The organism is Chryseobacterium sp. JAH (genome assembly GCF_001507335.1).
Taxonomy (GTDB): Bacteria; Bacteroidota; Bacteroidia; order Flavobacteriales; family Weeksellaceae; genus Chryseobacterium.
In genome coordinates, this window is sequence record NZ_LMAH01000009.1 from 124,713 (window position 1) to 150,448 (window position 25,736).

Annotated in this window: 22 protein-coding genes; 14 read left to right on the forward strand and 8 right to left on the reverse strand. The window is 35.4% G+C overall.

Going from position 1 to position 25,736, the window contains the following annotated elements; all coding sequences use genetic code 11:
* The first annotated feature begins 114 nt into the window (after positions 1–114).
* From AR685_RS16390 to AR685_RS16400, 3 genes are all read left to right on the forward strand, one after another.
* Entirely contained in the window at positions 115–2,256 is a 2,142-nt protein-coding gene (locus AR685_RS16390; RefSeq protein ID WP_059125222.1) for a M3 family metallopeptidase, read from the forward strand.
* A gap of 135 nt (positions 2,257–2,391) precedes the next feature.
* Positions 2,392–2,724: a superinfection immunity protein gene (locus tag AR685_RS16395; RefSeq protein ID WP_082671958.1), complete on the forward strand. Its 333-nt coding sequence runs from the start codon at positions 2,392–2,394 to the stop codon at positions 2,722–2,724.
* 22 nt (positions 2,725–2,746) lie between these two features.
* Positions 2,747–3,124: a YchJ family protein gene (locus AR685_RS16400; RefSeq protein WP_047447356.1), complete on the forward strand. Its 378-nt coding sequence runs from the start codon at positions 2,747–2,749 to the stop codon at positions 3,122–3,124.
* 161 nt (positions 3,125–3,285) lie between these two features.
* Here the strand turns inward: AR685_RS16400 and AR685_RS16405 are convergent, their stop codons facing one another.
* Positions 3,286–3,786: a peptidylprolyl isomerase gene (locus AR685_RS16405; RefSeq protein ID WP_047447445.1), complete on the reverse strand. Its 501-nt coding sequence runs from the start codon at positions 3,784–3,786 to the stop codon at positions 3,286–3,288.
* A gap of 102 nt (positions 3,787–3,888) precedes the next feature.
* Positions 3,889–4,140 carry a VF530 family DNA-binding protein gene (locus tag AR685_RS16410; protein ID WP_047447360.1) on the reverse strand — a complete coding sequence of 84 codons (252 nt, stop codon included), beginning with the start codon at positions 4,138–4,140 and terminating at the stop codon, positions 3,889–3,891.
* Positions 4,141–4,643: 503 nt separating this feature from the next.
* Here AR685_RS16410 and AR685_RS18175 point away from each other — a divergent pair.
* The 4 genes from AR685_RS18175 to AR685_RS16425 are packed head-to-tail and all read left to right on the forward strand — an operon-like array spanning position 4,644 to position 9,596.
* Positions 4,644–4,814: a hypothetical protein gene (locus tag AR685_RS18175; protein WP_165592829.1), complete on the forward strand. Its 171-nt coding sequence runs from the start codon at positions 4,644–4,646 to the stop codon at positions 4,812–4,814.
* Positions 4,811–6,010: an exonuclease SbcCD subunit D gene (locus AR685_RS16415; protein ID WP_047447363.1), complete on the forward strand. Its 1,200-nt coding sequence runs from the start codon at positions 4,811–4,813 to the stop codon at positions 6,008–6,010. Before AR685_RS18175 ends, AR685_RS16415 begins: the two co-directional genes overlap by 4 nt.
* Positions 6,011–6,067: 57 nt before the next feature.
* Entirely contained in the window at positions 6,068–9,106 is a 3,039-nt protein-coding gene (locus AR685_RS16420; protein ID WP_059125223.1) for an AAA family ATPase, read from the forward strand.
* Positions 9,107–9,146: 40 nt separating this feature from the next.
* Complete coding sequence (locus AR685_RS16425; protein WP_047447368.1) at positions 9,147–9,596, forward strand: STM3941 family protein; 450 nt, start codon at positions 9,147–9,149, stop codon at positions 9,594–9,596.
* 52 nt (positions 9,597–9,648) lie between these two features.
* On the opposite strand, the gene AR685_RS16430 is transcribed toward AR685_RS16425, so the two are convergent.
* Both AR685_RS16430 and AR685_RS16435 read right to left on the reverse strand, forming a co-directional pair.
* On the reverse strand, positions 9,649–10,668 hold the full coding sequence (locus AR685_RS16430) for an LLM class flavin-dependent oxidoreductase (protein WP_047447371.1): 1,020 nt from the start codon (positions 10,666–10,668) through the stop codon (positions 9,649–9,651).
* Between the two features lie 216 nt (positions 10,669–10,884).
* Positions 10,885–13,026: a S9 family peptidase gene (locus AR685_RS16435; protein WP_059125224.1), complete on the reverse strand. Its 2,142-nt coding sequence runs from the start codon at positions 13,024–13,026 to the stop codon at positions 10,885–10,887.
* Between the two features lie 659 nt (positions 13,027–13,685).
* Between AR685_RS16435 and AR685_RS16440 the strand changes: the two genes are divergently transcribed.
* From AR685_RS16440 to AR685_RS16450, 3 genes are all read left to right on the forward strand, one after another.
* The gene (locus tag AR685_RS16440) at positions 13,686–14,198 is read left to right on the forward strand and encodes a YceI family protein (protein ID WP_047447374.1); all 513 of its coding nucleotides are present in this window, start codon (positions 13,686–13,688) and stop codon (positions 14,196–14,198) included.
* A 75-nt stretch (positions 14,199–14,273) separates the two neighbouring features.
* A complete protein-coding gene (gene ygiD, locus AR685_RS16445) occupies positions 14,274–15,101 on the forward strand; it encodes a 4,5-DOPA dioxygenase extradiol (protein WP_059125225.1) in 828 nt (275 codons plus the stop codon).
* Between the two features lie 211 nt (positions 15,102–15,312).
* Positions 15,313–16,482, forward strand: a complete 1,170-nt coding sequence (locus tag AR685_RS16450; protein ID WP_052188072.1) for a carboxypeptidase-like regulatory domain-containing protein — start codon at positions 15,313–15,315, stop codon at positions 16,480–16,482.
* 58 nt (positions 16,483–16,540) lie between these two features.
* On the opposite strand, the gene AR685_RS16455 is transcribed toward AR685_RS16450, so the two are convergent.
* Both AR685_RS16455 and hutH read right to left on the reverse strand, forming a co-directional pair.
* Positions 16,541–18,043, reverse strand: a complete 1,503-nt coding sequence (locus AR685_RS16455; RefSeq protein WP_047447380.1) for a S8 family serine peptidase — start codon at positions 18,041–18,043, stop codon at positions 16,541–16,543.
* A gap of 412 nt (positions 18,044–18,455) precedes the next feature.
* Positions 18,456–19,946, reverse strand: coding sequence for a histidine ammonia-lyase (gene hutH / locus AR685_RS16460; RefSeq protein ID WP_047447457.1), 1,491 nt, complete (start codon positions 19,944–19,946; stop codon positions 18,456–18,458).
* 128 nt (positions 19,947–20,074) lie between these two features.
* Between hutH and AR685_RS16465 the strand changes: the two genes are divergently transcribed.
* The 3 genes from AR685_RS16465 to AR685_RS16475 all read left to right on the forward strand — a co-directional run bounded on the left by AR685_RS16465 (position 20,075) and on the right by AR685_RS16475 (position 23,621).
* Complete coding sequence (locus tag AR685_RS16465; protein WP_047447383.1) at positions 20,075–20,836, forward strand: hypothetical protein; 762 nt, start codon at positions 20,075–20,077, stop codon at positions 20,834–20,836.
* A gap of 79 nt (positions 20,837–20,915) precedes the next feature.
* Complete coding sequence (uvrC, locus tag AR685_RS16470) at positions 20,916–22,706, forward strand: excinuclease ABC subunit UvrC (RefSeq protein WP_059125226.1); 1,791 nt, start codon at positions 20,916–20,918, stop codon at positions 22,704–22,706.
* A 129-nt stretch (positions 22,707–22,835) separates the two neighbouring features.
* Complete coding sequence (locus AR685_RS16475; protein WP_059125227.1) at positions 22,836–23,621, forward strand: GEVED domain-containing protein; 786 nt, start codon at positions 22,836–22,838, stop codon at positions 23,619–23,621.
* Between the two features lie 70 nt (positions 23,622–23,691).
* On the opposite strand, the gene AR685_RS16480 is transcribed toward AR685_RS16475, so the two are convergent.
* The gene (locus AR685_RS16480; RefSeq protein ID WP_047447394.1) at positions 23,692–24,522 is read right to left on the reverse strand and encodes an anti-sigma factor domain-containing protein; all 831 of its coding nucleotides are present in this window, start codon (positions 24,520–24,522) and stop codon (positions 23,692–23,694) included.
* Between the two features lie 2 nt (positions 24,523–24,524).
* Complete coding sequence (locus AR685_RS16485) at positions 24,525–25,091, reverse strand: RNA polymerase sigma factor (protein ID WP_228376455.1); 567 nt, start codon at positions 25,089–25,091, stop codon at positions 24,525–24,527.
* Between the two features lie 142 nt (positions 25,092–25,233).
* Here AR685_RS16485 and msrB point away from each other — a divergent pair, with 142 nt between their 5' ends.
* The gene (gene msrB, locus AR685_RS16490; protein ID WP_228376456.1) at positions 25,234–25,710 is read left to right on the forward strand and encodes a peptide-methionine (R)-S-oxide reductase MsrB; all 477 of its coding nucleotides are present in this window, start codon (positions 25,234–25,236) and stop codon (positions 25,708–25,710) included.
* Positions 25,711–25,736 lie beyond the last annotated feature (26 nt).

Consider the following 25,736-nt stretch of genomic DNA (forward strand, 5'->3'; position numbering starts at 1 on the left):
TATTACATCATTTAAAACATTTATGAATTAGTGTCTGTTCTGATGCGTAAAAAGTAGTTGCACATCATTTATCAATTACTTTTAATACCTTTAGACTTTAATAATAATTCATTTATGAAAAACATTTCATCAGCATTATTAATTTCTGCTTTGGCATTCAATTACTCATGTATTACAATGAAAACAAACGACGTAAAACAGGAAATTCCAGTTCCTGATGCTTCGCTTTCTTCAAATCCTTTTATGAAGAAAAGCAAACTTCAATATGAAGCTCCTGAATTTGATAAAATTAAAAACGAGCATTTCAAACCTGCATTTGAATTTGGTTTAAAACAGCACGATGCTGAAATCCTTAAAATTGCGAACAATTCTGAAACAGCAACTTTTGAAAATACCATTGTCGCATTAGAAAAGAGTGGAGAAGTTTTAAAAAGAGCCGTAACCATCTTTTCAAATTTGACGAGCGCAAATACAAACCCTACTCTACAGGCTTTAGACGAAGAGTATGCTCCGATTTTCGCAGCACATTCTGATAAAATGTATCTGAATGAAAATTTATATAACAGAATTAAATCAATTACAGATAGCGGTTTAGATTCTGAAAGCAAAAGATTGTTACAGTTTTACAAGCAAAACTTCGAAATCGCTGGAGCTAATCTTTCTGCGGCTGATAAAGAAAAATTAAAGCAAGTCAATCAGGAAATGGCTTCACTTTCCACTCAGTATTCAAATAAATTATTGGAGGCGAGAAAAGAAGGTGGATTTATTATCGATAATGTTAAAGAATTAGACGGGCTTTCCGCTGACGAAATTGCTGCAGCCGCATCAGATGCAAAAACTGCAGGAAAAGAAGGAAAATATCTTTTAGCTCTTCAAAACACAACACAACAGCCCGTTCTTCAAAACCTGACCAACCGAGCAACTCGTGAAAAAGTTTTCAAAGCTTCATGGATGAGAGCGGAAAAAGGTGGGAACAGCGACACGAGAGAAACCATCGAAAAGCTGGCAAAATTAAGACTGAAAAAAGCACAGATCTTAGGCAAAAAAAGTTTCGCAGAATGGAAACTGCAGGATCAGATGGCGAAAAATCCAGACGCGGCAGTTAAATTAATGAACCAATTGGCAACTCCAGCTGTAGAAACTGCGAGACGTGAAGCAAAAGATATTCAAGATTTGATCGACCAGCAAAAAGGTGGTTTCAAACTGGAACCTTGGGACTGGAATTTCTATGCTGAACAAGTGAGAAAAGCAAAATTTGATTTAGATGAAAACCAAATCAAACCATACTTCGAAATCACAACCGTTCTGGAAAAAGGTGTTTTCTTCGCCGCAGAAAAATTCTACGGACTGACATTTAAGAAGAGAACCGACCTTCCTGTCTACCATCCTGATGTGGTAACCTATGAAGTTTTCGATCACGACGGAAAATCTTTGGCCATTTATTATTTGGATTTCTACACCAGAGATTCTAAAAATGGTGGTGCATGGATGAGTAATTTTGTTGAGCAATCTTATCTTTTGGGAACAAAACCGGTGATTGTTAACTGCTACAACTATCAAAAACCAGCTGCCGGAAAACCTTCATTAATTAGTTATGACGATGTAACCACGATTTTCCATGAGTTTGGACACTCCATTCACGGAATGTTTGCAAGCCAGAAATACCCTTCACTCTCTGGAACCAATGTGCCGAGAGATTTTGTGGAATTTCCTTCTCAAATTAATGAACATTGGGCCTTAGATCCTGTCGTTTTAAAAAACTATGCGATTCATTATGAAACTAAACAGCCGATTCCGCAAGCTTTGGTCGATAAAATTAAAAATGCAGCCACTTTCAATCAGGGTTATATGACGACTGAACTGGTTTCGGCAGCAGCTTTAGATATGGATTGGCATTCTGTAACCAATGAAGGTCAATTGCTTCCGGTATTAGATTTTGAAAAACAATCATTAAATAACCACGGATTTAATTTATCTACCGTTCCACCGAGATATCACACTCCTTATTTTGCACACATTTGGGGAGGTGGATATTCTGCAGGATATTACGCATACTTATGGTCTGAAACTTTAGACAGTGACGCTTGGGAATGGATTTCAAAGAATGGTGGACTGACCAGAGAAAATGGCGACCGTTTCAGAAAACATATTCTATCCGTAGGAAATTCTGTTGATTTGAATCAGGCGTTCAGAGATTTCACAGGACATGATCCGGATATTAAGCCGTTGTTGAGAAACAGAGGTTTTATTAAATAAATTTTAGGAAGCATTCAGCAATGGATGCTTCTTTTTTTTTAAAAATTTCATGCACTCTAAATGTTTCAGAAATAAGGAATTATATAATGATTTAAAAATAAATATATTTGTCTTGAAATAAAACTTTAACAACCTATGAAATCCCTACTGTTTTTAAGTCTCTCCTGGCAACATATTCTTATTTTATCAATTATAATAATCCCTTATTTTTTACCTACATTTATAGCATACAGCAGAAAAAAAACAAATGCTGGCGCTATCTTCGCTTTAAATTTATTTTTAGGTTGGTCATTAATTGGGTGGGTAGTTGCTTTAGTATGGGCTTTATCAGATCAACAAATAATTATTAATTCTACTACATCAAACAATTCCAATATTGATCAATTATCAAAACTGAACGAACTTTACGAAAAAGGCATCCTCACCGATGAAGAATTCACAACTCAGAAACAAAAATTGCTTAAGTAAACTTTTTTAACTAAATTGAAAAATGAACTGTCCCTGCTGCTCCGGAAAAACCTACGAAGAATGCTGCAAACCCTATCATACCGCAGAAAAATTTGCTCCGACCGCAGAAGCTTTGATGCGTTCGAGATTTTCTGCATTTGCCATTCCGAATGGAAAATATTTAATGGAAACCACTTCGCCAAGCAAAAGACAATTTCACAATACCAAAGATCTACAGGAATGGGGAGAAATCAACGAATGGACAAAACTGGAAATCGTTGCAAAACCTTCCATCAGCAAAGTGGAATTTAAAGCATTCTACACCGATGAAGACCGACAAAAGCAGGTTCACCACGAATTATCAAAATTCAAAATGATTCAAAACCGTTGGTACTATGTGAGCGGTGAATTTTTAGAATGACAACTGGAAATTTTCTTTCCCCGACCCTAAAGGGAGAAAAGTTTCGTGAAAATTTCCTTTAGGGATGAGGAAATTAATTTTTGACGAATTCTATTGTAAAAAATAAATAAAAAAAATGTCCGATCAAAAATCGGACATTCATATTTTACCTTAAATATCTCTTAGTGAGCCTCGTTTCCGTCGATACCGTGAGCATGACCGTGAGACAATTCCTCTTCCGTTGCAGGTCGGGTATTTAAAATCTCAACCTGGAAATCTAAAACTTTCCCAGCCATTGGGTGGTTAAGGTCTGCAATTACAGCTTCAGGAGTTACTTCAACTACAAAAGCCTGGAAATTATTCCCTTCATTATCCGTTAGTGGCAAAATAGCTCCCACTGGTGGAAGTCCACCGTCACCGAACATTTCGATTGGCAATTGTGCAATCGCATCTTCTTGTTTTTCACCATAGGCTTCCTCAGGCTGAATCACAAAAGCAGCGGTATCACCAGCTGTCAATCCGTGGATATTTTGCTCAAATTTAGGAATCATCATTCCTACACCATATAAAAATGTAAGCGGATTTTCTGCTGTCGTTTCTTCTACAAGGATTTTGCTTCCATCCTCTTCGATAGTGTGAAGAACGTACTTTACAGCTACCACATGATTGTTATCAATTGTCATATTTCTTTTTTTGCGTGATTTTTTCACGATTAAACGGCACAAATATACTGTTTTTGAAAGAATTGATTCAGAAAATACGTTTAAAGAATTATCTAAAGAATATTACTTTTTGTTTCTTGCATCCTCCTTCTTTTTCTGTCTCAAAACATACAGATAAAGACTTTCCACTTTTGCTCTTGCCCAATCTGTTTTTCTCAAAAATTTCAATGATGAATTGATGCTTGGATTATCGGTAAAACATTTGATATTGATTTGTTTTCCCAATTCCTCAAAACCCTGATAATATTCTACCAGTTCCTCGAGAATGGCATCAAGACGTTTTCCGTGTAAAGGATCTTTTGATTGTTGCTCCATAATTTGACAAAGTTAATTATTTCATTTCTAAACCTCATAGTTTTGAAAACCTATGAGGTTTCATTCTTTAAACTTATTTACAACAATGAGAGATATGCATTTCTAAACCTAACGGGTTTTAGAAACCCTTTAAGTTTGATATTGCAAATAATATTGTTTTGAACAATTATTCCGCATTTTATCACAAACAATAGTGAAACAAACAAGTACAAACAACCTTATTTTATTATATGTAAACCTCATTTGTTTACAAACAAGGATATTTTATAGAAAAGAGAAATTTTTAATTTTTTAAAACCAACAGATCTGAAAAATACAGATTTTAATTTGAGAAAAACCCTAGATAAAATGATTGTGTTCAGCGTAAATTAGAATTAAAAATCTAATAAGTTCAAATACAGGAAGGAACATCTTAATTAGTTTCAAATTAATGTTTTCTCTCAAGAATAGATTAATTTAGCTAAACCGATTTCAAAGTTGAATGAACATACAATAAATTTGAGATGAGTAGAAATACAGACGCCAACAAAAAAACATACAATAAGATAATCGCCAACAAGAAGCGGAAAATTCAGGAAGCCGAGCTGAAAAGAAAGAACCGTTTGAAGGAAATGCGAGAAAATACGAAAGCTAAATTAGCTGCAGAAAAGGAACAAGAAGACGAAATAAAATGAAAATCCTCCACACCGCCGACTGGCATTTAGGCAAACGTCTTGACCGTTTTTCACGACTTGAAGAACAGGTTTTAGTGATGAATGAAATCGTTGAAATTGCAGACCGTGAAAACGTCGATTTGGTTCTGATTGCCGGAGATTTATTTGATAATTTTAATCCAAGTGTTGAGGCGACTGAACTTTTCTATAAAACTTTAAAACGTTTATCTCTAAACGGAAAACGTCCTGTGATCGCCATTTCGGGAAATCATGATTCTCCGAGTCTGATCGACGCGCCGGATCCTTTGGCTAGAGAATGTGGAATTATTTTGATTGGTCATCCGAAAGCTCAGATTACGCCTTTTGAACTTGAACATTTTAAAATTTCTAAAACTGCAGCTGGTTTTATCGAACTTAAATTTAAAAATCAAAATTTTCCTGTAAGAATCTTGCACACGCCTTATGCGAATGAAGTCCGTCTGAAAGAATATCTGGGAGAAAATAAGGACGAGGAACTCAACCAGGTTTTGAGAGAAAACTGGATGCAAACTGCAGATGAATTCTGTGACGAAAACGGAGTTAATCTTTTGATGGCTCATTTATACATGAACAAAAAAGGTGCGCCGATCCTGGAAGAACCTGAAGGTGAAAAACCCATCAAAATCGGAAATGCAGACCTGATCTGGTCGGATATTATTCCGCATCAGATTCAATATACGGCATTGGGGCATCTGCATGGTTTTCAAAATATCGGAACTGTTGAAAAACCTGTCGTTTATTCTTCATCGCCTTTGTGCTACAGTTTCAGCGAGGCCGGACAGACGAAATATGTTTCCGTCATTGAAGCAGAACCAAAGAAATCCATTTCATTTAAAAAAATAGCTTTAGAAAACGGAAAACCTTTGGTCAGAAAGACCTTTGATTCTGTAGAAAAAACAATTGAATGGCTTCAGGAAAACCCAAACACTTTGCTAGAACTCACATTGGAAAGCAAAACTTTTTTAAAAGCAGAAGAAAGAAAACTGATTTATCAGTCTCATGGCGGGATTGTTCATCTGATTCCAAAAGTGAAAAATCAGGATTTTAATGATAATAATTTAAGCGAAATTAATCTTAATCAGGATATTCAGGCGTTGTTTAAAGATTATTTTAAATCTAAAAACTCAGGTCAAGAGCCGAATGAAGATTTAATGAAAATTTTCACCGAATTACTCTAGGAAAACTTCACTCAATGCTACCAAAAACCATCAAATGTTAACTATCAACCATAAAAAATGATTCCAATTCAACTCACTTTAGAAGGTTTATACTCGTACCAAGAGCGTCAGAAGATTGATTTTGAGAGTCTGACGGAAGCAGGTTTGTTCGGTATTTTCGGATCGGTAGGTTCCGGGAAATCTTCTATTTTGGAAGCGATTTCCTTTGCGTTGTATGGCGAAACGGAACGGTTGAATTCCCGCGATAAGCGTGCTTACAATATGATGAATTTGAAATCAAATAAGTCTCTGATTGAGTTTGATTTTATTAATTATGAAAACAAAAAATTCCGCGCAAAGAGAGAATTTAAAAGGAATTCAAAGAATTTTGAAGATGTTAAAACACCTGAAGTCACTTTCTATGAGTGGAAAAATGAAAGCTGGATTCCACTAGAACATTCCAATGCGGAAAAAATTATTGGGTTGAGTTATGCGAATTTTAAACGGACAATCATCATTCCGCAAGGTCAGTTTAAAGAGTTTCTGGAACTGGGAGCAACCGAGCGCACGAATATGATGAAGGAGATTTTCAGTCTTCACCGTTTTGATTTGCAAAATAATGTGTCGGTTTTAAATGCTAAAAACAAATCTGAACTCGATCAGTTGGAAGGTCAGTTAAAAGGTTTTGAGGAGGTGAATGCAGAGCAGATTTCAGCGCAGAAAGAACATTTGAAACTTGAACAGCAGAAGTTTGAAGAGATTAAAGTTCAGTTTAAAACTATTGAAGAAAAATACCAACAGTTAAAAACTTTAAAGACCGATTTTGAATCTTTAAAACAGAAAAAATTTGATTTTGAAAAACTCATTTTGCAGAAAACGGAAGTTGACGAATTAGAAATTAAAACAGAACTTTTCGATAAGGTTTTCAGGATCTTCACCCCAATCATTACGGAGAAAAATAAGCTGGAGAAGGAAATTTCAGAACAACTGAAAAATAAAGAAAGTCAATTTAAAATTTTAAAGGAAACTGAAGCAAGATTTGAAGATATAAAAACTAAGCTGGCTGCAGTTTTGCCGAAATTTGAAGCGTTAGAGCAATCGAAAACTCAGGAGAATGATTTGAGTTTGATTCTGAAAATGCTTGAATATTCTGATGATATTAAAACTTTAAAAATCAGAACTGAAAAAGGTTCGCAAAAAGTAAAAGAAGTTGAAGCGGTACAGAATCTGATTGAGAAAAAAATAACAGACCTTACTGAAATAGCTGAGGCTTTAAAACCTAAAAAAATAGATTCCAATACTTTAATCAATGTTGGAAATTGGTTTTTGGAGCAAAAAAATCTAGCTGATTCAGCAAAAGATCAAAATAGAAAAATTGAAGATTTTCACATTAAAATTGAAAAATTAGATACTGAACTCATTCCTTTTGCTGTCGATCTTGAAACCTATAAAGAAGATTTTAAACTGAAATCTGATGCATTAGAAACCGAAACAAAAAGGCTTTCAGAACGAAGAAACCAGCTTGAAGTTCAGCAGAAATTGGCCCATTTCGCGGGAGAATTGCACGACGGAGAATCCTGTCCGCTGTGTGGTGCGCTCGAACATCCGAATATTGTGGAATTTGATGATGTGAATGCTGAATTAATTGAAATTAAAAAACAGATTGAGAAAACCGGAATTCAAAAAGATGTAAACCAAAAACAACTTTCTGAAATAGAAAAAATTCTTGACCGAAAAAAGATTTTTGAGGATCAACAGAGAACTGAGCAGGAAAATTTAAATCAGATTACAATTAAAACTGAAACTCACAGAAAAAACTTTGTCTGGGATGATTTTAATGCTGAAAATGAAGCCGCATTTGAGCAAAAACGCCAGCAGTCCCTTGAAATTGAAAAGCAGATTGAAGAACTGACACAACAGATTTCCGGGCAGCAAAAAGCTCTGGAAAAAGAGCGTGAACATCTGGAAAAATATAAAAAAGCTTTGGAAGAATTTAAACTTGATGAAGCTAAAAAAGATGAGCAGATCAAAACGAGTGAAGCCAATTTGAAAATTTTAAAATGGTCAGATTATAAAGAAAAAGAAACTGCTGAGATTGTAGATATTTATAAAAAACTTTCACAATCCAACCTTGAAACTGAGCAGAATTATCAGCAATTGGTAAAAGATGAGAAGGAAATTTCACCAAAATTAACTGAACAAAAAACTATTGTAAATCACTTGGAAACCAGAATTTCCGAATTGAAAAAAGACATTTCAGAGAACAAAAATATTTTAACGAAATCATTAATTGAAAATAATCTCATTAATGTAATTGCTGTTCAAAATATTCTATTGCAGGAAATTAATGTTCAGGAAATGAGAACTACCATTCAACAATTCCGAATTCAATTTGAAACATTAAAAAATGGAATTGTTGATTTGGAAAACAAGCTCAAAGACTTTTCTTTTGATGAAGAACAGTTTGCTGAAGCGGAAAACAAGTTTACAACTGCTGAAAGTGATTTGAAACTCGCCAACGATTCTGTCGTAAAAATAATTTCAGAAATTGAAAGACTGGAAAAAGAATTTAAGAAAAAAGAAAATCTTTTAATCGAATTATCAATCCTTCAGAAACGCACAGAAAACCTCAAATTAATGACCAATCTCTTTAAAGGAGCCGGTTTTGTGCAATATGTTTCTTCAATTTATCTGCGACAGTTGTGCGATCATGCCAACGTCCGTTTCCACCGGATGACGAGAAATCAACTGAGTTTACAGTTGAACGAAAACAATGATTTTGAAATCATCGATTACCTCAACGAAGGCCGCAGCCGAAGCGTAAAAACCTTATCTGGCGGACAGGCTTTTCAGGTATCTCTAAGTCTCGCATTAGCTTTGGCAGAAAGTGTTCAGACCAATGCTCAATCTGAGAAGAATTTCTTTTTTATCGATGAAGGTTTCGGAACTCAGGATGTAGAATCAGTAAATATTGTTTTTGAAACACTGATGAATTTACAGAAAGAAAACAGGATTGTCGGTATCATTTCCCACGTGGAAGAACTGAAAGAAAAAATTCCGGTTTCGTTGCATATTACGAAGGATGAGGAAAGAGGAAGTTTGATTGAGATTGTCTGATAATTTATTTTTTATTTACTTTTGACTAATTAAAATCTTCATGCAGAATCTACCGCTCATCTTAAAACCCAGTAAAGTCAAAAACATCTTCCTGATTATCATAAGCCTAGGCTTTGTAATATTGGGTATTTCGCTCCTTGAAAAAAAATTATGGATCGGAGTTTTAAACATTTTCTTCTTTGGAATTTGCCTCATTATTTTCCTTACAAACATGATTCCCAATTCTTCTTACCTGAAGATTGATGAAAGCGGCATTGAAATGAAAAATCTTTTCAGAATCACTTTTATCCCCTGGAAAGCGGTCAGTAGTTTTAAAACTAAATCTATTTTCTTAAAAAAAATAGTGACATTCAATATTGATAAAAATCTTCTTACCGACTCGAACATAAAAGGAAAGGCAGGTGCATTTCCTGACACGTATGGAATGTCGGCTGAGAATCTTGCAGATTTTCTGAACGAGTATAAACTTAAATTTGATTCAAGAGCTTAAATAATTTCACAAAAAAACTCCGATGATATTTCGCCGGAGTTTCTACTTTCTATTATTTTACTTTTGGAGCAACTTTTTCACCAAACAATTCGATTGACTTCATCATGATATCGTGAGCCGGATCTCCTACATCCATGTGACCGATAAATCTAGTTATTCCGAAAATCTCTTTCATATAGTTGATTTTATCAGCGACATGCTCTGCATTACCAATAAATAAAGCTCCTTCTCTGGCTTTTCCGCCGTCGTACTGCATTTTTGTGTATGGCGCCCAACCTCTTGACTTTCCTATTCTGTCCATCTGAGATTTATAGGTATTAAAATATCCTTCAATCACATTTTCATCTTCGCTCACAAAAGTATGCGAATGAATGGCAATCTGCATTTCAGATTCATCATGACCTGCTTTACGGTATTCCTGTTTGTAAAATTCAATTAAATTTTTAAACTGGATCGGCATTCCTCCGATAATTGCTACCACTAAAGGCATTCCTAATTGTGCCGCACTTAAGACAGATTGAGGAGTTCCTCCAACCGCTCTCCAGATTGGAAGTTTACCATTATTTTTTGCTCTCGGATAAACGGTCTGACTCTGCATTGGAGCACGGAGTTTTCCCGACCAGGAAACGTTTTCCTCTGAATTTATTTTTAACAATAATTCTAATTTTTCGTCAAATAATTCTTCGTAATCATTCAGAGAATATCCATACAAAGGAAAAGATTCTATGAAACTTCCACGGCCCACATAGATTTCGGCTCTTCCGTCTGAGATTAAATCTAAAGTAGAAAAATCTTCATACACTTTCACAGGTTCAGACGAACTCAAAACCGTTACACCACTTGCCAATTTTATATTTTTTGTAATGCTTGCTGCCGCAGCTAAAACCATTTCGGGTGAAGAAACAGCATAATCTGCTCGGTGATGTTCTCCCATTGCAAAAACATCAATTCCCACCTCATCCATTAATTTTACCTGCTCCAGAATTTCTCTGATTTTGATTCCCGCATCTCTATATTTTCCGGTGGTTTGGTCAAATGCCAAGTCACCAAACATTCCTATTCCTAATTCCATATTGTTGATATTTATAAGACAAAATTAGGGTAATGAATGATTAAAACCGTTGATGTTTGGTAAGAAAGAACTCAACACAAATAGCTCGAATATTTCTCAAATGGTACAATTAATTTTTGTGGCATCTGTGTTAAAAAAGAAAATCCAGCCTTGCTTAGACTGGATTTGATATAATTAAATAAATTTTAAAGCTAAAGGCCAAAAACGATCTGCCTGCTATTTCTTCAGATTCTGATCAAAATAATCAGTCACTTTCTGCATCAGATGTACTCTGTCTTTTCCGATGACGTTGTGGGGATGTCCTGGATATACGAAATAATCGAGCTGTACTCCGTTGTCAACCGCAGACTTGATGAATTTCATCGAATGCTGCCAAACTACCACATCATCCTGCGCTCCGTGAATCATCAACAGTTTTCCTTTTAAATTCTGAACCTTATCCAAAAGATTGGAAGCTGCATAACCTTGAGGATTTTCCTGCGGAGAATCCATATATCTTTCACCGTACATGATTTCATACATACTCCAGTCGATTACCGGCCCGCCTGCAACTCCCACTTTGAAAACATCAGGCTGACGAAGCATAAAACTTGTCGTCATAAAACCACCAAAACTCCATCCGTGGATCCCTAATCTTTCAGAATCTACATACGGAAGTGATTTTAGATATTTCACACCTTGCAATTGATCACTCATTTCCGTAGTTCCCAGATTTCTGAACACTGCCTGCTCAAATTTCATCCCACGGTTTGAAGAACCTCTTCCATCCATTGTGAAAATGATGTATCCATTTTGTGCCATGTACTCATACCAAAGATTCCCCGAAGCCGGGAAACTGTTGGTTATTAGCTGTAAATGCGGTCCATTATACAGATAAACAATGACAGGATATTTTTTATTCGGATCAAAATTGGTCGGAAGAATAATTTTTCCGTACAGTAAAGTTCCGTCATCGGCTTTTAGATTAATGTTTTTAATTTCAGGACGCTGATAGTTTTTCAACGGATTTTCTGAGGTCAGAAGATTCGTTGTTTTTAAAGTCGCTGTATTGACGATATTGGCAACTCTCGGTGTATTGGTATTGCTATAAGAATCATACAAATGATTTCCATCGCTGCTCAAAACGGCGGTGTGCATTCCTTCTGCAATGTCTAGTTTTTGCGTCTTGAACGTTGCCCAGTTGATTCTATACAAATGTCTTTCGGTAGGACTATCCTGAGTGGAAACGTAGTAGATTTCTTTCTTCTTCTCATTAAATCCTAAAATGTCGGTAACAAGCCAGTCTCCCTTGGTCATCTGCGCGATCAAACCTTTTTCTAAACTGTAATGGAAAAGGTGATTGTATCCTGTTCTCTGACTTTGCCAGATAAAATCTGTATTAGAATTTGGAAAGAACAGTAACGGATGCTGTGGCTCCACATATTTACTATCTGTTTCTTCGAATAAAGTCTTCACTAAATTCCCTGTGAAAGCGTCATACTGATTCATTTTTAAATGATTCTGACCTCTGTTGAGAACTCCTACAAATATAAATTTAGAATCCGGGCTCCAGGTAATTGCCGTTAAATACTGATCTTTTTCGCCCTCAATTTTCAGGAAAGTTGTCGATTCGTTTTTAATATTATACACTCCAAGCGTTACTTCATGAGAAGTTTTTCCTGCCATTGGATATTTGATGTTTGTATTTACAGCCGGAGTTACAGACCAGTCGATAACAGGATAATCTGCAACCATCGTCTGATCCATTCTGTAAAACGCAATGTTTTCAGAGTTTGGCGAAGGGAAAATTCCGCTGTCGATTCCAAATTCGTTTCGGTGAACATTGGAAGCTCCATTCAGAATATTTTCGTTGGTATCATTCGTTACCGCAACTTCTTTTCCGTTTTTGTTGATAAAGAGATTATTTCCTTTGGTATAGACCAAAGTCTGGTTATCGGCAAGCGTTTTCACGTTAGCCGGATTATCTCCCAATGCTGCAGAACGTTTCACTTTCCAGTCGTTTCCAGATTTCTCTACCCAATACATCTGGTTATTGGCAGAGAAATAAGCGTTTGAATTACTTGTGAATTTGACCGGTGGAAGACCTTTCAGTTTTTTGTCAGCGAAGTTTTTATTTAATTGATGTAAAGAAATCAAAGTATCCTGTTTGCTGGTCTTCAGATCCGTTAAAAGATATCCGCCTTTTACTGCTTGAATGTAAGATTTATTGTCCGTAGACCATGAAAACTGGGAGATGTTTTTTACAGCTAAATTGCTGCGCATTCCGTTGACTGCTTCTGCCATGGTGAATTTTTGGGTCTGCGCAAAAGCAGTTCCGCCCAAAACAACCATCAATAAAGAAAATTTATGTAATTGCATTGTATAAAATTGAATCTGTCAAAAGTAAGAAATAAAACTCAACCGTTAAAAAATGTTAAATAAAAGATGAACTTATTTAAGCGGTTACGATGATTGAGTTGCAATCTTTCTATGTTTAATAGAAATGTTCATTAAATCATAAGATACTTCGTTTCTCGCAAAATTTAATAATTCCCTGCTGAAACTTATTTCTTAGATGACCTTAGTGGTAAAAAAATAATTTTTAATTATTGGTTAGACCTCCAAGTATGATTGCTCTTTTCCTCTCAATGACAAATCGTAGAATTTCCCTCCTCTGGAGGGGTGTCAAAAATTCTTATAGAATTTTTGACGGGGTGGTTTCAAAATGCGCATCGTCAGTGAATGGACAGTAATTATTTCTCAGATGAACCAAAATCAACAGACCACTACGCTAGCCCCGATGGAAACGACATCCTTTTTTGCATTGGCTTGAGAAAAGCGTTGGCAAAAAAGATATAGTGGACAGCGGGATTAAGCTCCCCAAAATAATGAGTAATGAGTAATTGGTAATAAGTAATGATCAAAACAAGAATTCTTTTTAAATTTATAGTAAATCTAATTTCTTATCCTAAATCAATGAATCCGAGATCGCTCTTGCCGTAGATTTGCATTATAAATAACAACAAAAAATAAATACAATGGCTACAAAATGGAATTTAGACCCAGCACACAGTGAAATTACTTTTAAAGTAAAGCACATGATGATTTCAAACATCAAAGGAAATTTCACCAACTTCACTGCAGAAATCGATGCTGAAGACGATACTTTTGCGAACGCAAAAACTACCGCTACCATTCAGACAGATTCTATCTCTACACACAATACAGACCGAGATAACCATTTAAAGTCTGCAGAATTCTTCAATGTAGAAGCTAACCCTACAATTACTTTTGAATCTGATGCGTTAAATAATTCTGTTACAGGAAATCTTACTGTAAATGGTATTACAAAGCCTATTACTTTGGATGTTGAGTTCGGAGGAATCAATGTAGATCCATGGGGAAATACAAAAGCTGGTTTTTCTTTTGAAGGAAAAATCAACAGAAAAGAATTTGGACTGAACTGGAATGCAGCTCTTGAAGCAGGAGGTGTAATGGTAGGTGAAGATGTGAAAGTTGCAGGTGAACTGCAGTTTGTAAAGCAAGCATAGTAAATTAAATATAGTTTTTGAGATTCGGTGGTTTGCTATAATCACCGAATCTTTTTATTTTAAAAAATAAAGGTTATGCAACTTAACGACTTACAAAACATCAGCGATCAGTTTAAAACTACTCAGAAAATGCCAGTACTATTTCTTGGCCATGGCTCTCCTATGAATGCGATTGAAGAAAATCAGTTTGTTCAGGGATTCAGAAATGTGGCAAAGGAAATCCCGAAACCGAATACAATTCTGTGCATTTCTGCACATTGGTTTACTCAGGGAACGAAAGTCACTGCGATGGATATGCCGAAAACGATTCATGATTTTGGAGGTTTTCCGCAGGCTTTGTTTGATGTACAATATCCAGCTCCCGGCAATCCTAAACTGGCAAAAGAAACAGCTGAACTTCTGTCTCCTGTTTTCGTGGAAGAAGATCATCAATGGGGTTTAGATCACGGCGCATGGTCGGTGATTAAACACATGTATCCGAATGCCGATATTCCGGTCATTCAGATGAGCATTGATTATACAAAACCGCCACAGTATCATTTTAACTTGGCTAAAAGATTGGAAAAACTGAGAGAAAAAGGAATTTTGATTATCGGAAGTGGAAACATCGTTCATAATCTTAGAATGGTCGACTGGAAAAACATCAATACCGTCGGCGCCGGCTGGGATTGGGCTATTGAAGCGAGAGAAAAAACCAACAACTGGCTTGTAGACGGAAATTTCCAAAATCTGATTGATTATCAAAAGCAAGGACTTTCTTTACAATATGCAATCCCAACACCTGATCATTATCTGTCGTTGATTTATTCTTTAGGTTTGAAAAATAAGTCTGAGGGTCTGGTTTTATTTAATGATGATTTAATTGCGGGATCACTGAGTATGACGAGTGTAAAGATTGGATAGGTGAATTTATTTTGATGATGCCTGTTAATCCTAATGCTGATTTAAAGGCAAAACGTGCAAATATTTTTTGAGAGGTGACTGCTTTTAAGGTACAAAAATGCATCTCACTTACAAAAAGTTCACCAGGTTTTTAATCATTAACACGTACGGACAAGTAGAATTTATTTCCTCCTCTTTTTTTATCACTATAAATTTAGTAATATTGTTTACCATGAAAAAAACAGTATTCCTTTTATTAATTATCTTACCGTTTTATCTTTCTTTCGCCCAGACTGTTAAGGGAAAAGTGGTGAATGATATTGAGAAACCGATTCCCAACGTCAATATTTATCTTGACGGAACCAAGACCGGAACAATTTCAGGGCCAGACGGAAGTTTTACACTTCAACTGCCTTCTGCGAACAACAACAGCTTGGTTTTTCAGAAGGATGATTACGAAACATTTACCATCAGCACTTCGGAAGTTTTGAATAAGACCTTGAAGGTGGTTTTAATTAAAGCCCAAGAAATTGAGGAAGTAAGAATCGTTCCTTACACAGAAGCAGCTTACAAAAATTATATTAACTTTTTTCTGGATTCTTTTATAGGCTACGATAAGGAGAATGTAAGAATCAAAAATCAACGTTCACTGAAATTCTCTTATGATAAAGAAAATAAAATTTTAAAAGTAAAAGCTCCACAGACTTTAATTATCGAAAATAAAAATTTAGGCTACACGATTGATTATAATCTGGTGGAATTTTCCGCCAATTTTGATGAAAACACCACCCGCTTTATGGGTACCAGTTTTTTCAGAGAAACAAAAGCCAATGATAAAGTGAAACTGAACAGAATGAATGCTTATGACGGCAGTCAGGTTCATTTTTTTAGAAGTGTATATGACAAAAGAGTAGCAGATGAAGGCTATATCGTCAATCAGATTACCAAGTTTCCAAATTCAAAATATCCTACAGAAGAAGAATTGCAGCGGCTGAAAGATTTTGCAAAAACTTTGAAAGCAAAGAGTACGCTCAACGTTCCGGAAGACATTCTGGATATCGGAACCAGAAAAAGAAACGAACCACCTTATAAAATAGCGGTCACTAAAACTCAGATACCAGAGTCTGACTACACTAAAAAAACAGACGGAAAATTGTTTTTGGATTACGATTTTATGATGCAGATTAATTTTAAAAGATACTTTTATGAGCTGAAGAAAGGACAGTTTGTGAAATCTACAATTCCTATTATTCAGACTTCTTTTCTTCATCCCGACGGTGACACATTTGAAATTTATCCTGATGGCAACACTTCGAATCCCGGAATGCTGACGAATCAGGGAGAATTTGCTAAAGATAAAATTGAAAAATTACTACCGCTGGATTATAAACTTGGTGATTGATTAAATAAAGAGAGCTTCCAATGTGAAAGCTCTCTTTATTTAAATTTGAATGTCAATATTATTGCACAGCCTGCAGTACATTGATATTTCCATAGCCAAAATCTGCATTCTTGGTAGGATAATAAGTGGAAGACTGTCTCATTTTAGCTAAAACCTGATCTCTAGTCCATGAAGGATTTTTTGACCAGACCAATGCTGCAATTCCTGCTGTGGATGCTGTGGCAACCGAAGAACCTCCCACGTAATCGGTCTGTGCATTGTAATAACTCAACACCGGAATATTATTTCCAGACGCTCTTTCCATTTGGTAAGTGAAATCAATTTCTGCTCCTGAGTGACAGACATCACATTTTTGATTGGATGTATTTTCTTTCACCCCTGTGATCGCCTGTGTTTCAGCCATCCATGCAGGGAAAATGACGCCGACGAAAGTGGTAAAACTTGTAGATGTTCCCCCCGCACAGAAAATTAATTTTCCTTTTGAGTACGCATATTTTACACCGTCTTCAATTTTTCCGACTGAAAAAATATGTCCCATCGACATCGAGATAATCTTTACCGAAGTATTATTAGCCAATGCCGTGAATGCTAATTTTACACCTTCCTGCTCATGATAACCGTCTAATACTACGTTCGAAGCAGCTCGATACGAAACAAGATTTGCATTATACGCCACACCAACCGGCTGTCCCAAACTGTTTCTCGGGGCCGCCATTGCCGAAGCCATGCTCGTTCCGTGACCGCATTTGTCATCTGCGCCGTCATAACCGGAACTCCAGGGCCAGACAGAATCTACATAGACTCCATTTTTGCTAATCGTCCGTCCCGAAGATGAACCGTTATTAAAACTGCCACTCAACAAACCTTGATTGAAAGAAACCCCTGAATCGATCAATCCAATCGTAATTCCTGCTCCAGTGCTGTAATTCCATGCGCTGGTAATATTGTGTTTTGCGAATGACCAAGGTACTTTAGCATTGGGTGAAACTGTTGTGTAATCTGCGGAACTTAAAGCTGTTGATTCCAATCCGCAACCGGATGAGCTTCCGCTTGATTTAGCAGCACCGCTTATTTTGCTTTCATTTTCAAAATAATGATAATCTGCGGGTTCAAAATAGCGAATTGATTGTAATTGACGCAACGCAATAACCGTTTCCTGCTTCTCGATGTACACATCAATTTGGTTCAGATATTCGTCGGAAGCCATGAGAATCCGGTCTTTCTTACCTTCGTATTTAGAAATTACCTCAAGAATTTCACTTTGTAAAGCTTCAGAATTGGAAGATTTACTTCTGTCGAAATCGTCTTTAGAATCTCCAAAACCGATGGATGCTATTTTATTTCCTCGAACAATTCCGCTCCATAAAAAATAGGAAGAAGATTCATTCCATGAAAATCTGCCTTTGGCTTTGGTCGTTTCGTTAATTTTATCATTGATTTGCTTCGCCGTGAGCGGATCAGTCTGTACCATTTCACTTTCAATAGCTGATGTCTGAAGATCATCATTGCTGCAAGAACTCAAAGCAAATGCACTGAGTAAGAGGAATACACATTTTTTCATAGTAAAATTTTGTTTGGTTTAACCAAATTAGTATTTTCTACTGAATTACAGATACTTGATGGCTGAAATTTAATATTGAAGGCATAGAATTTTCAAGCTTAACATCAAACGCAAAGGCAAACTAAGATTATTTTAAACTATTAATTCTTTTAAAGAGCCTGTTTAAAAATGAGTAAAAAACAAATTTCCAAAGCTTTTTTCTTTTCCCCGACCCTAAAGGGAGAAAAAGCTTCGAAAATTTCATCAAAATTATACCCTTTAGGGTCGGGGAAATTAATTTTGATGAAATTTAAACAGGTTCTAAGATAAATTAATGCGTTTCACTTATTTTTGAAAAACAAGATTTACTTAGTACTTCAACATAAAAAAGCTTCCGAAATGGAAGCTTTGATTTATTTATAAAATGAAAGAATTAAAAATTCACTACAAATTGTCTGTTATTAATCAATTCAGCAATCGCCAGCATATCCTTCCCGATTAATCTGTCATCTTCAAGTTTTGCAACTTTTGAACGAATGACTGCATGGTTTTCCTCAATAATTTTTGAGCATTTTGCCGGTCTTCTGAATTCTAATCCCTGCGCTGCAAACATCAATTCAACTGCTAAAATATTCACCAAATTTCCTAAAACCTGATTAAATTTTCTTCCCGAAATACTTCCCATCGAAACGTGATCTTCTTGCCCCAAACTTGTAGGAATAGAATCTGCTGAAGCAGGGAAACATAATGTTTTATTTTCTGTAACCAAAGCTGCAGAAGTATATTGAGGAATCATAAATCCTGAATTTAATCCTGAACTTTCCGTTAATAATCTTGGTAAGCCGTATTTTCCTTCCAATAGCAGATAACTTCTTCTGTCTGAAATATTTCCCAGTTCAGCCGCCGCCAGAGTTGCATAATCTAAAGGCATCGCCATCAACTGTCCGTGGAAATTCCCTCCAGAAATAGATTCTTCAGCGCTCAAAACAATTGGGTTATCGGTTACAGAATTCAATTCTGTTTCTGCCATTAACTTTAAATGTTCAAAAGCATTTCTGCTCGCCCCATGTACCTGAGGAACACATCTCATCGAATACGGATCTTGCACTCTATCACAGTATTCATGGGCTTTCAAATTATCTGAGTTTTTCAAAAACTTCAGCATTCTTGCCGCTACTTTCTTGCTTCCTTCGAAAGGTCTGATGTCGTGAAGCTCTTTTTTAAACGGGCTTGCAGAACCTCGATATGCTTCAAGGCTCATTGCAGCAGTCATATCAGCTAGATCTAAAAGATATTCGAATTTTTCTAAGCCTTTGATCGCATGCGCCAGAATAAATTGAGTTCCATTGATTAATCCCAAACCTTCTTTCGGGCCTAAAACTAAAGGCTCAAGGTTATTTTTTTCTAGAATTTCAGCAGTTTCGAAGATTTCATTGCCAACCCAAACTTGTCCTAATCCTAAAAGCGGTAAAACGAGGTGTGACAAAGGAGCCAAATCTCCTGAAGCACCTACAGAACCTTGTTCCGGAACGACAGGAATGATGTCTTTTTCAAGCATCAGAATCAATCTTTCAATTACTTCCAAAGAAACTCCCGAAAAACCTTTTGACAACGCATGAACTTTCGCAATCATCATGATTTTTGAAAACTCTTTATCAATCGGTTTACCAACGCCTACTGCATGAGAAATTATTAAATTATACTGAAGCTGAGCCGTTTCGTCAGCGGAAATTTTAGTATCACAAAGTGGCCCGAATCCTGTGTTAATCCCATAAACACAACGATCTGACTCTACAATTTTCTTTACATTATCCTGAGATTTTAGGATCTGCTCTTTCGCAGCTTTATTTAAACTAGCCTTATTTGGGGTTTTACAGATTTCCAAAACATCGTGGAAACTTAAAACGTCTACTCCGTATATCATTTCAAAAAATTTGGTTAAAAATACACATTTTGAAGAGAACTGAAAATGCAGAACAGAGGTCATAATTTATTTTAAAAAACCAATCAAATTATTTATTATTTTTACACCCTATCATTAAAACTAAATGTATGAAAATTAAAGCTTTATTCCTTCTAGCTTCATTATTAGGAGCTAATACCTTTGCTCAAAAGGTAAAATACACAGATGAAGAAGAAAAAATTATGGAAACCTATTTTTTTGATGCGCAATTTCCAGGGTCTTCCAAAAAAAAGGTTTCTACAATTATCCTTAAAGACGGAAGCGTTCATAAAGGTTATTACGAAAATATAAAATCAAAAAAAAGCCAAATTTATTCGATTTCTATTAAAGATAGCGCTACTAAAAAGCCCATGACCTTTGATGCAGAAAATGTTAGTGAATTATATCTGTACAAATCTGGCTTTGGTAAAGCAGTGATGGTAAGTAAATACATGACCAATATTAGAAATTATCAGACTAAAAAGCTGGGTGATATTACTTCAAAAGAATATGTCCGTTTCGTAAACCAATCGGCATCTTTAAAAAACAAACAAGAAGATCAAGAATTTTTAATGCAGCTCATCAATCCTGAATTCGATCAAATTATTTCAGTATACAATGATCCCAGAGCAAATCAAACAAATGGATTTGCAGCTGTCGGTCCGGTACAATTGGGAGGAGGTATTCTAAAGTCTTATTATGTTAAAAAGGGTGAAAAGATTTTATGGCTGGAGAAAAGTGATTTTGACGACAATTATGATTTCCTTTTTGGAGACAATCCCGAATTCATGGCAAAATATCCTAAAAAATCAGTAGATTGGGGATACTTCAGTTTTTTGGTGATGAAATATACGGAAATGTCTGCACAATAAATTCAAGATACAAATATTTAAAAAGCTATAGAAAAATCTGTAGCTTTTTTTACGCCTCTAAATTCCTTAATTTTGCATTATGAATCCTTCTTTAGAATTACAGCTCAAAACTTTACCATCAGAACCTGGTGTCTATCGTTACTACGATAAGAACGGAAATTTGCTATACGTGGGAAAGGCTAAACATTTGAAGAAAAGAGTGCTCTCCTACTTTAATAAAAATCTTCTAGGTTCCAGAATAAAAATCATGGTTGGGAAAATTCACCGACTGGAAACTACGATTGTAAATAGCGAATATGATGCTCTTCTATTAGAAAATAATCTGATTAAAGAACACCAGCCTTTCTACAATGTAATGCTGAAAGATGATAAAACGTATCCATGGATTTGCATTAAAAATGAAGATTTTCCAAGAATTTTTCTGACACGTACAAAAATTAAAGATGGCTCAGAATATTATGGACCCTATGCAAAAGTTCGCCCGGCAAAGATTCTTTTAGATACCATAAAACACATTTATAAACTCAGAACCTGTAATCTCAATTTAGCTCCAAAAAAGATTGAAGATGGCAAATATAAAGTCTGTTTAGAATATCATATCAAAAATTGTGAAGGACCATGTGAAGGATTGGAAAACAAGGAAGATTATGACGAGAAGATTGATGCAATTCGCGGAATTGTAAAAGGAGATTTTAGAAAAGCAAAAGATTATTTGGTGAATCAAATGATGAAATATGCGGAAAATTTACAATTTGAAAACGCTCAATTAATCAAAGAAAGAATAGACATTCTAGAAGATTATCAATCTAGAAACACTGTAGTAAATGCAAATATTGATGATGTAGACGTTTTCGGGATGACAAGCGACGAAACGGCAGCGTATGTGAATTACTTTAAAATCAGAAACGGAAATATTATTCAGAGTTTTACCACAGAAATCAAAAAAATCATTGAGGAAAGCGACGAAGATATTCTGGAAGAAGCAATGATTGAAATCCGTCAGAAATTTGATTCAGATTCAAAAGAAGTTTTGATTCCTTTTCATTTAACAGTGGAAATTCCGAATGTGAAACTCATTGTTCCAAAAATGGGTGATAAAAAACGCATTGTGGAACTCTCAGAAAAAAATGCCAAGGAATACAGAATCGAAAAGCTGAAACAGGTTCAAATCATAGATCCTGAAAGACATTCCAACAGAATTATGGCAGAAATGCAAAAACTCTTGAGAATGCCTGTGGAACCACGTCATATTGAAGGTTTTGACAATTCCAATATTCAGGGAACAAATCCTGTTTCGGCATGTGTTATTTTTAAAGACGGAAAACCTAGTAAAGCAGACTACAGAATTTTTCACCCTAAAACCGTTACGGGACCCGATGATTTCAAAACCATGGAAGAAGTGATTTTCCGCCGGTATAAGAGAATGCTTGAAGAAGGTGAAGCTTTGCCACAACTGATCTTGATTGATGGTGGAAAAGGACAACTTTCTTCAGCTATTAAAAGTTTAAAATTACTCGGACTTTATGGAAAAATAACCATCGTAGGTATCGCCAAAAGACTGGAAGAAATATTCTTTCCCGAAGATCCTATTCCTTTATATCTCGATAAAAAATCTGAAACGTTGAAAATCCTACAGAGGGTGCGTGATGAAGCACACCGCTTCGGAGTGAGACATCACAGAACAAGAAGAAGTAATTCTACGATAAAATCTGAGCTCGAGCAAATTCCTGGCGTTGGTGGTAAAACAATTGAAATGCTTTTATCTCAATTAAAATCTGTAAAAAGAATAAAAGAAGCCAGCCAGGAAACCTTAGAAGAAATTTTGGGGAAAAGTAAAGCAAAAATCGTGTTTGAATTTTTTAATAACTAATCTGTATTTAAATTAAAAAATTCAATTTAAATCACCCATAATAGTTTATAGTTAAATAAAGTTAAGTTATAATTGTATTTTTATGATGTAATTACTAATTTCGTTTTTCAGAAACAAAAAAAATTTAGCATGAACAAACATTACATTCTAGCAAAAGCTTTTGTGCTTTTCGTGGCATCAACGATCTCAAATCTTTTCAGTGCCCAAACCTATTGCTATCCAACTTATTCAAGTGGCTGTACATCTTGGAGAATTTCGCAGGTTACAATTCCTTTAGCAAATTTCGACAACACCTTTGCAGCAGGAACATGTATCACAGGGAGAGACAGAACATCTGTAACCATTAATTTAAGTACTAACGTAAGTTATACAATAAATATATCTACAACCAACTGGATTTCTTGTGGAATGGCGATAGATTTTAATAAAGACGGAGATTTTGACGATACAGGAGAAGCGCTATTTTTACCTAGCTACATTGCAAATCAGAATCAGACTTATTCAGGAAACTTTACTATTCCCACTTCTGTAACAGCTGGAAATTATAGAATGAGGGTCTGGAATCGTGTTGCTAACTCAGGAGATGGTACTCCTGTACCAAATTCTGCTTGCGCAACATATGGATACGGAACATGGACTGATTATAACGTAAATCTAAGTCAATTATCAACTTCAGAAGTTACAAAATCAACAGCAAAAGTATATCCTATTCCTGCTTCAAACGTTTTGAATATTGAAAATAAAGAAACGGTAAAATCTGTGGAAATTTATGATTACAATGGAAAATTATTAAAAACTATTTCTGAAAACAGTACTAAAATATCAATTAACTTATCTGAATTAGTTTCTGGAAATTACACTGCTAAAGTCAATACTGCAACCGGCAATCAAGTCATAAAATTTATCAAAAAATAATTAATTCTAAAAAACAAAAATCAGCTCAAAATTTTGAGCTGATTTTTTTATCTACTTTCACTAAAATCACTTATACACCTCCCATCACATACATGTTTTCCATGGTCGGAACATCGCTTCCTCCTTTTTTCTCGAGCGTAATGGCGAATGCCTGTGCATTCGGAATATTAGATAAAGCAATTCTTCCGTCTTTGTCTTCAGAGTACATTCCTGCATCAACTGGTTTGCCGTCAGCAATGGCCCAAAGTTGATACTGCATTCCTTCAGGAGCTTCCGGGAGACTATTTACATTAAGGTAAACATCTTTAGAATTAGTATCCCATAAAACTGTTGCTTTAGATTCCGGATGTTTGTCTACACCAGCCAAAACCACTTTCTTCATATCGGGATTTGCGACAATATCTAATTTCTGCTGCATATTCTGCATCGCAAGATTTTTAGATTTTGTTTCACTTTCCAGTTTTACCATTTTTTCGTTAATCTCAGCCTGACTGTTCATCCAATAAAGATTCACACCTGAACTTACTAAAAACAGTAGTGATGCAGCAATAGCATAGTTTTTCCAATTATCTTTTTTCTCTTTTTCAATTTCCAAAACCTCCTTTTTTTCTTCAGTTAGGCGGATATTGGTTTGAATAGGACTAGCTGGCTGTTCAATATTTAATTCAACTTTTTCCTGTTGCTGAATTTTGTTCCAGATAGTAGATCTTAAATTATCTGGCGGGGTCACGGCCTGCGCAGTGGCAAGCATCTCAAAAGTTTTTTGTGCTTCTTCAAAAGCCTCTCTTACTTCATTATTGTTCTTCATTACACACTCCAAGATACCTGCTTCCTCTGGAGAAGCTTGGCCTAGAATGTAAGATTCTAGAATTCCGGATGATATGTATTCTTTACTATTCAATTTTATTGATAATCTTTTAATAAATCTTTTAATTTCATCAATGCATTACGCATTTTCGTTTTTACAGTACCTAAAGGCATATTCAGTTTTTCTGATATCTCACTCTGCGTAAACCCCTGGTAATAGGCAAGATTGATTAGCTCCTGCTTGTCAGATTCTAAAGTTTCAAGCACATTGCTAAAACCAATAAAATCAGAATTATTAGTCGTTGAAAGTTCCGCATTATTATATACGAAATCAGGCAAGGATTGGTTTTTTAATTCGTTTTGAAAGCTTTTGGATTTTAGATAATCAATAGCTGTATTTCTAGCTATGTTGATCATCCAAGTGTAAAATCTTCCTTTAGCAGAATCATATTGGTGGATAGAATTCCAGATTTTCATAAAAACATCCTGAATAATCTCCTCAGTATATTCTTTTGACTGCACGATTCGGAGAATCACCCCATATAATGCACCAGAGTAATGGTCATATAAATGGTGGAAACCTGCTTCACTTTTTTCTCGTAGTAAAGCAATCAGTTCATCTTCCGAATAGGTTGTTTTAATATCTTGTATTTTACCTACCAAATTTATCAAAATAAAATGGACATCTGCAAAAATCTTTCAAAAAATTTATCTCGTATATATATTTATCAACAACGATTATAAAATATAAGTAAACATGAAAAGTACAATCACGAAAATATTTTCGTCTCTCCTGCTAATTCTGATGTTTGGAAATATGGCTGCACAAACCGGAAACTTTAAAACAAAAAATCCCTATTACTCAAAAACAAATACAAAACCATTGAAAGTAAGGAATGCTGAATGGAAAAAAATTCTGAAACCCGAACTTTATCAGGTTGCAAGAGAAGGAGCGACTGAAATGGCTTTTACAGGAAAGTATTATGAGTTTGATGTGAAAGGAACATATTACTGCGCCGTTTGTGGAAATGCATTATTTCTCTCCACTTCAAAATTTGCCACTACCTGCGGTTGGCCTTCTTTCTACGAGCCATTGAGGAAGGAGGGCGTAAAATATAAAAAAGACAATTCTCATAACATGGAGCGCACTGAAGTCCTTTGTGGAAGATGTGACTCTCATTTGGGACATATTTTCGATGACGGACCGAAACCAACCGGGAAAAGATTCTGTATGAATTCTGTTTCTCTGGACTTTGTTCCAAAACAAAAAGCAAAAAAATAAATTTAAAATACTGATTTTCAGATAAA

Excerpts from the sequence above, each read along its gene's own strand:
- AR685_RS16390 (WP_059125222.1), top strand. The coding sequence starts at position 115 with ATGAAAAACATTTCATCAGCATTATTAATTTCTGCTTTGGCATTCAAT.
- AR685_RS16395 (WP_082671958.1), top strand. The coding sequence starts at position 2,392 with ATGAAATCCCTACTGTTTTTAAGTCTCTCCTGGCAACATATTCTTATT.
- AR685_RS16400 (WP_047447356.1), top strand. The coding sequence starts at position 2,747 with ATGAACTGTCCCTGCTGCTCCGGAAAAACCTACGAAGAATGCTGCAAA.
- AR685_RS16405 (WP_047447445.1), bottom strand. The coding sequence starts at position 3,786 with ATGACAATTGATAACAATCATGTGGTAGCTGTAAAGTACGTTCTTCAC.
- AR685_RS16410 (WP_047447360.1), bottom strand. The coding sequence starts at position 4,140 with ATGGAGCAACAATCAAAAGATCCTTTACACGGAAAACGTCTTGATGCC.
- AR685_RS18175 (WP_165592829.1), top strand. The coding sequence starts at position 4,644 with ATGAGTAGAAATACAGACGCCAACAAAAAAACATACAATAAGATAATC.
- AR685_RS16415 (WP_047447363.1), top strand. The coding sequence starts at position 4,811 with ATGAAAATCCTCCACACCGCCGACTGGCATTTAGGCAAACGTCTTGAC.
- AR685_RS16420 (WP_059125223.1), top strand. The coding sequence starts at position 6,068 with ATGATTCCAATTCAACTCACTTTAGAAGGTTTATACTCGTACCAAGAG.
- AR685_RS16425 (WP_047447368.1), top strand. The coding sequence starts at position 9,147 with ATGCAGAATCTACCGCTCATCTTAAAACCCAGTAAAGTCAAAAACATC.
- AR685_RS16430 (WP_047447371.1), bottom strand. The coding sequence starts at position 10,668 with ATGGAATTAGGAATAGGAATGTTTGGTGACTTGGCATTTGACCAAACC.
- AR685_RS16435 (WP_059125224.1), bottom strand. The coding sequence starts at position 13,026 with ATGCAATTACATAAATTTTCTTTATTGATGGTTGTTTTGGGCGGAACT.
- AR685_RS16440 (WP_047447374.1), top strand. The coding sequence starts at position 13,686 with ATGGCTACAAAATGGAATTTAGACCCAGCACACAGTGAAATTACTTTT.
- ygiD (WP_059125225.1), top strand. The coding sequence starts at position 14,274 with ATGCAACTTAACGACTTACAAAACATCAGCGATCAGTTTAAAACTACT.
- AR685_RS16450 (WP_052188072.1), top strand. The coding sequence starts at position 15,313 with ATGAAAAAAACAGTATTCCTTTTATTAATTATCTTACCGTTTTATCTT.
- AR685_RS16455 (WP_047447380.1), bottom strand. The coding sequence starts at position 18,043 with ATGAAAAAATGTGTATTCCTCTTACTCAGTGCATTTGCTTTGAGTTCT.
- hutH (WP_047447457.1), bottom strand. The coding sequence starts at position 19,946 with ATGATATACGGAGTAGACGTTTTAAGTTTCCACGATGTTTTGGAAATC.
- AR685_RS16465 (WP_047447383.1), top strand. The coding sequence starts at position 20,075 with ATGAAAATTAAAGCTTTATTCCTTCTAGCTTCATTATTAGGAGCTAAT.
- uvrC (WP_059125226.1), top strand. The coding sequence starts at position 20,916 with ATGAATCCTTCTTTAGAATTACAGCTCAAAACTTTACCATCAGAACCT.
- AR685_RS16475 (WP_059125227.1), top strand. The coding sequence starts at position 22,836 with ATGAACAAACATTACATTCTAGCAAAAGCTTTTGTGCTTTTCGTGGCA.
- msrB (WP_228376456.1), top strand. The coding sequence starts at position 25,234 with ATGTTTGGAAATATGGCTGCACAAACCGGAAACTTTAAAACAAAAAAT.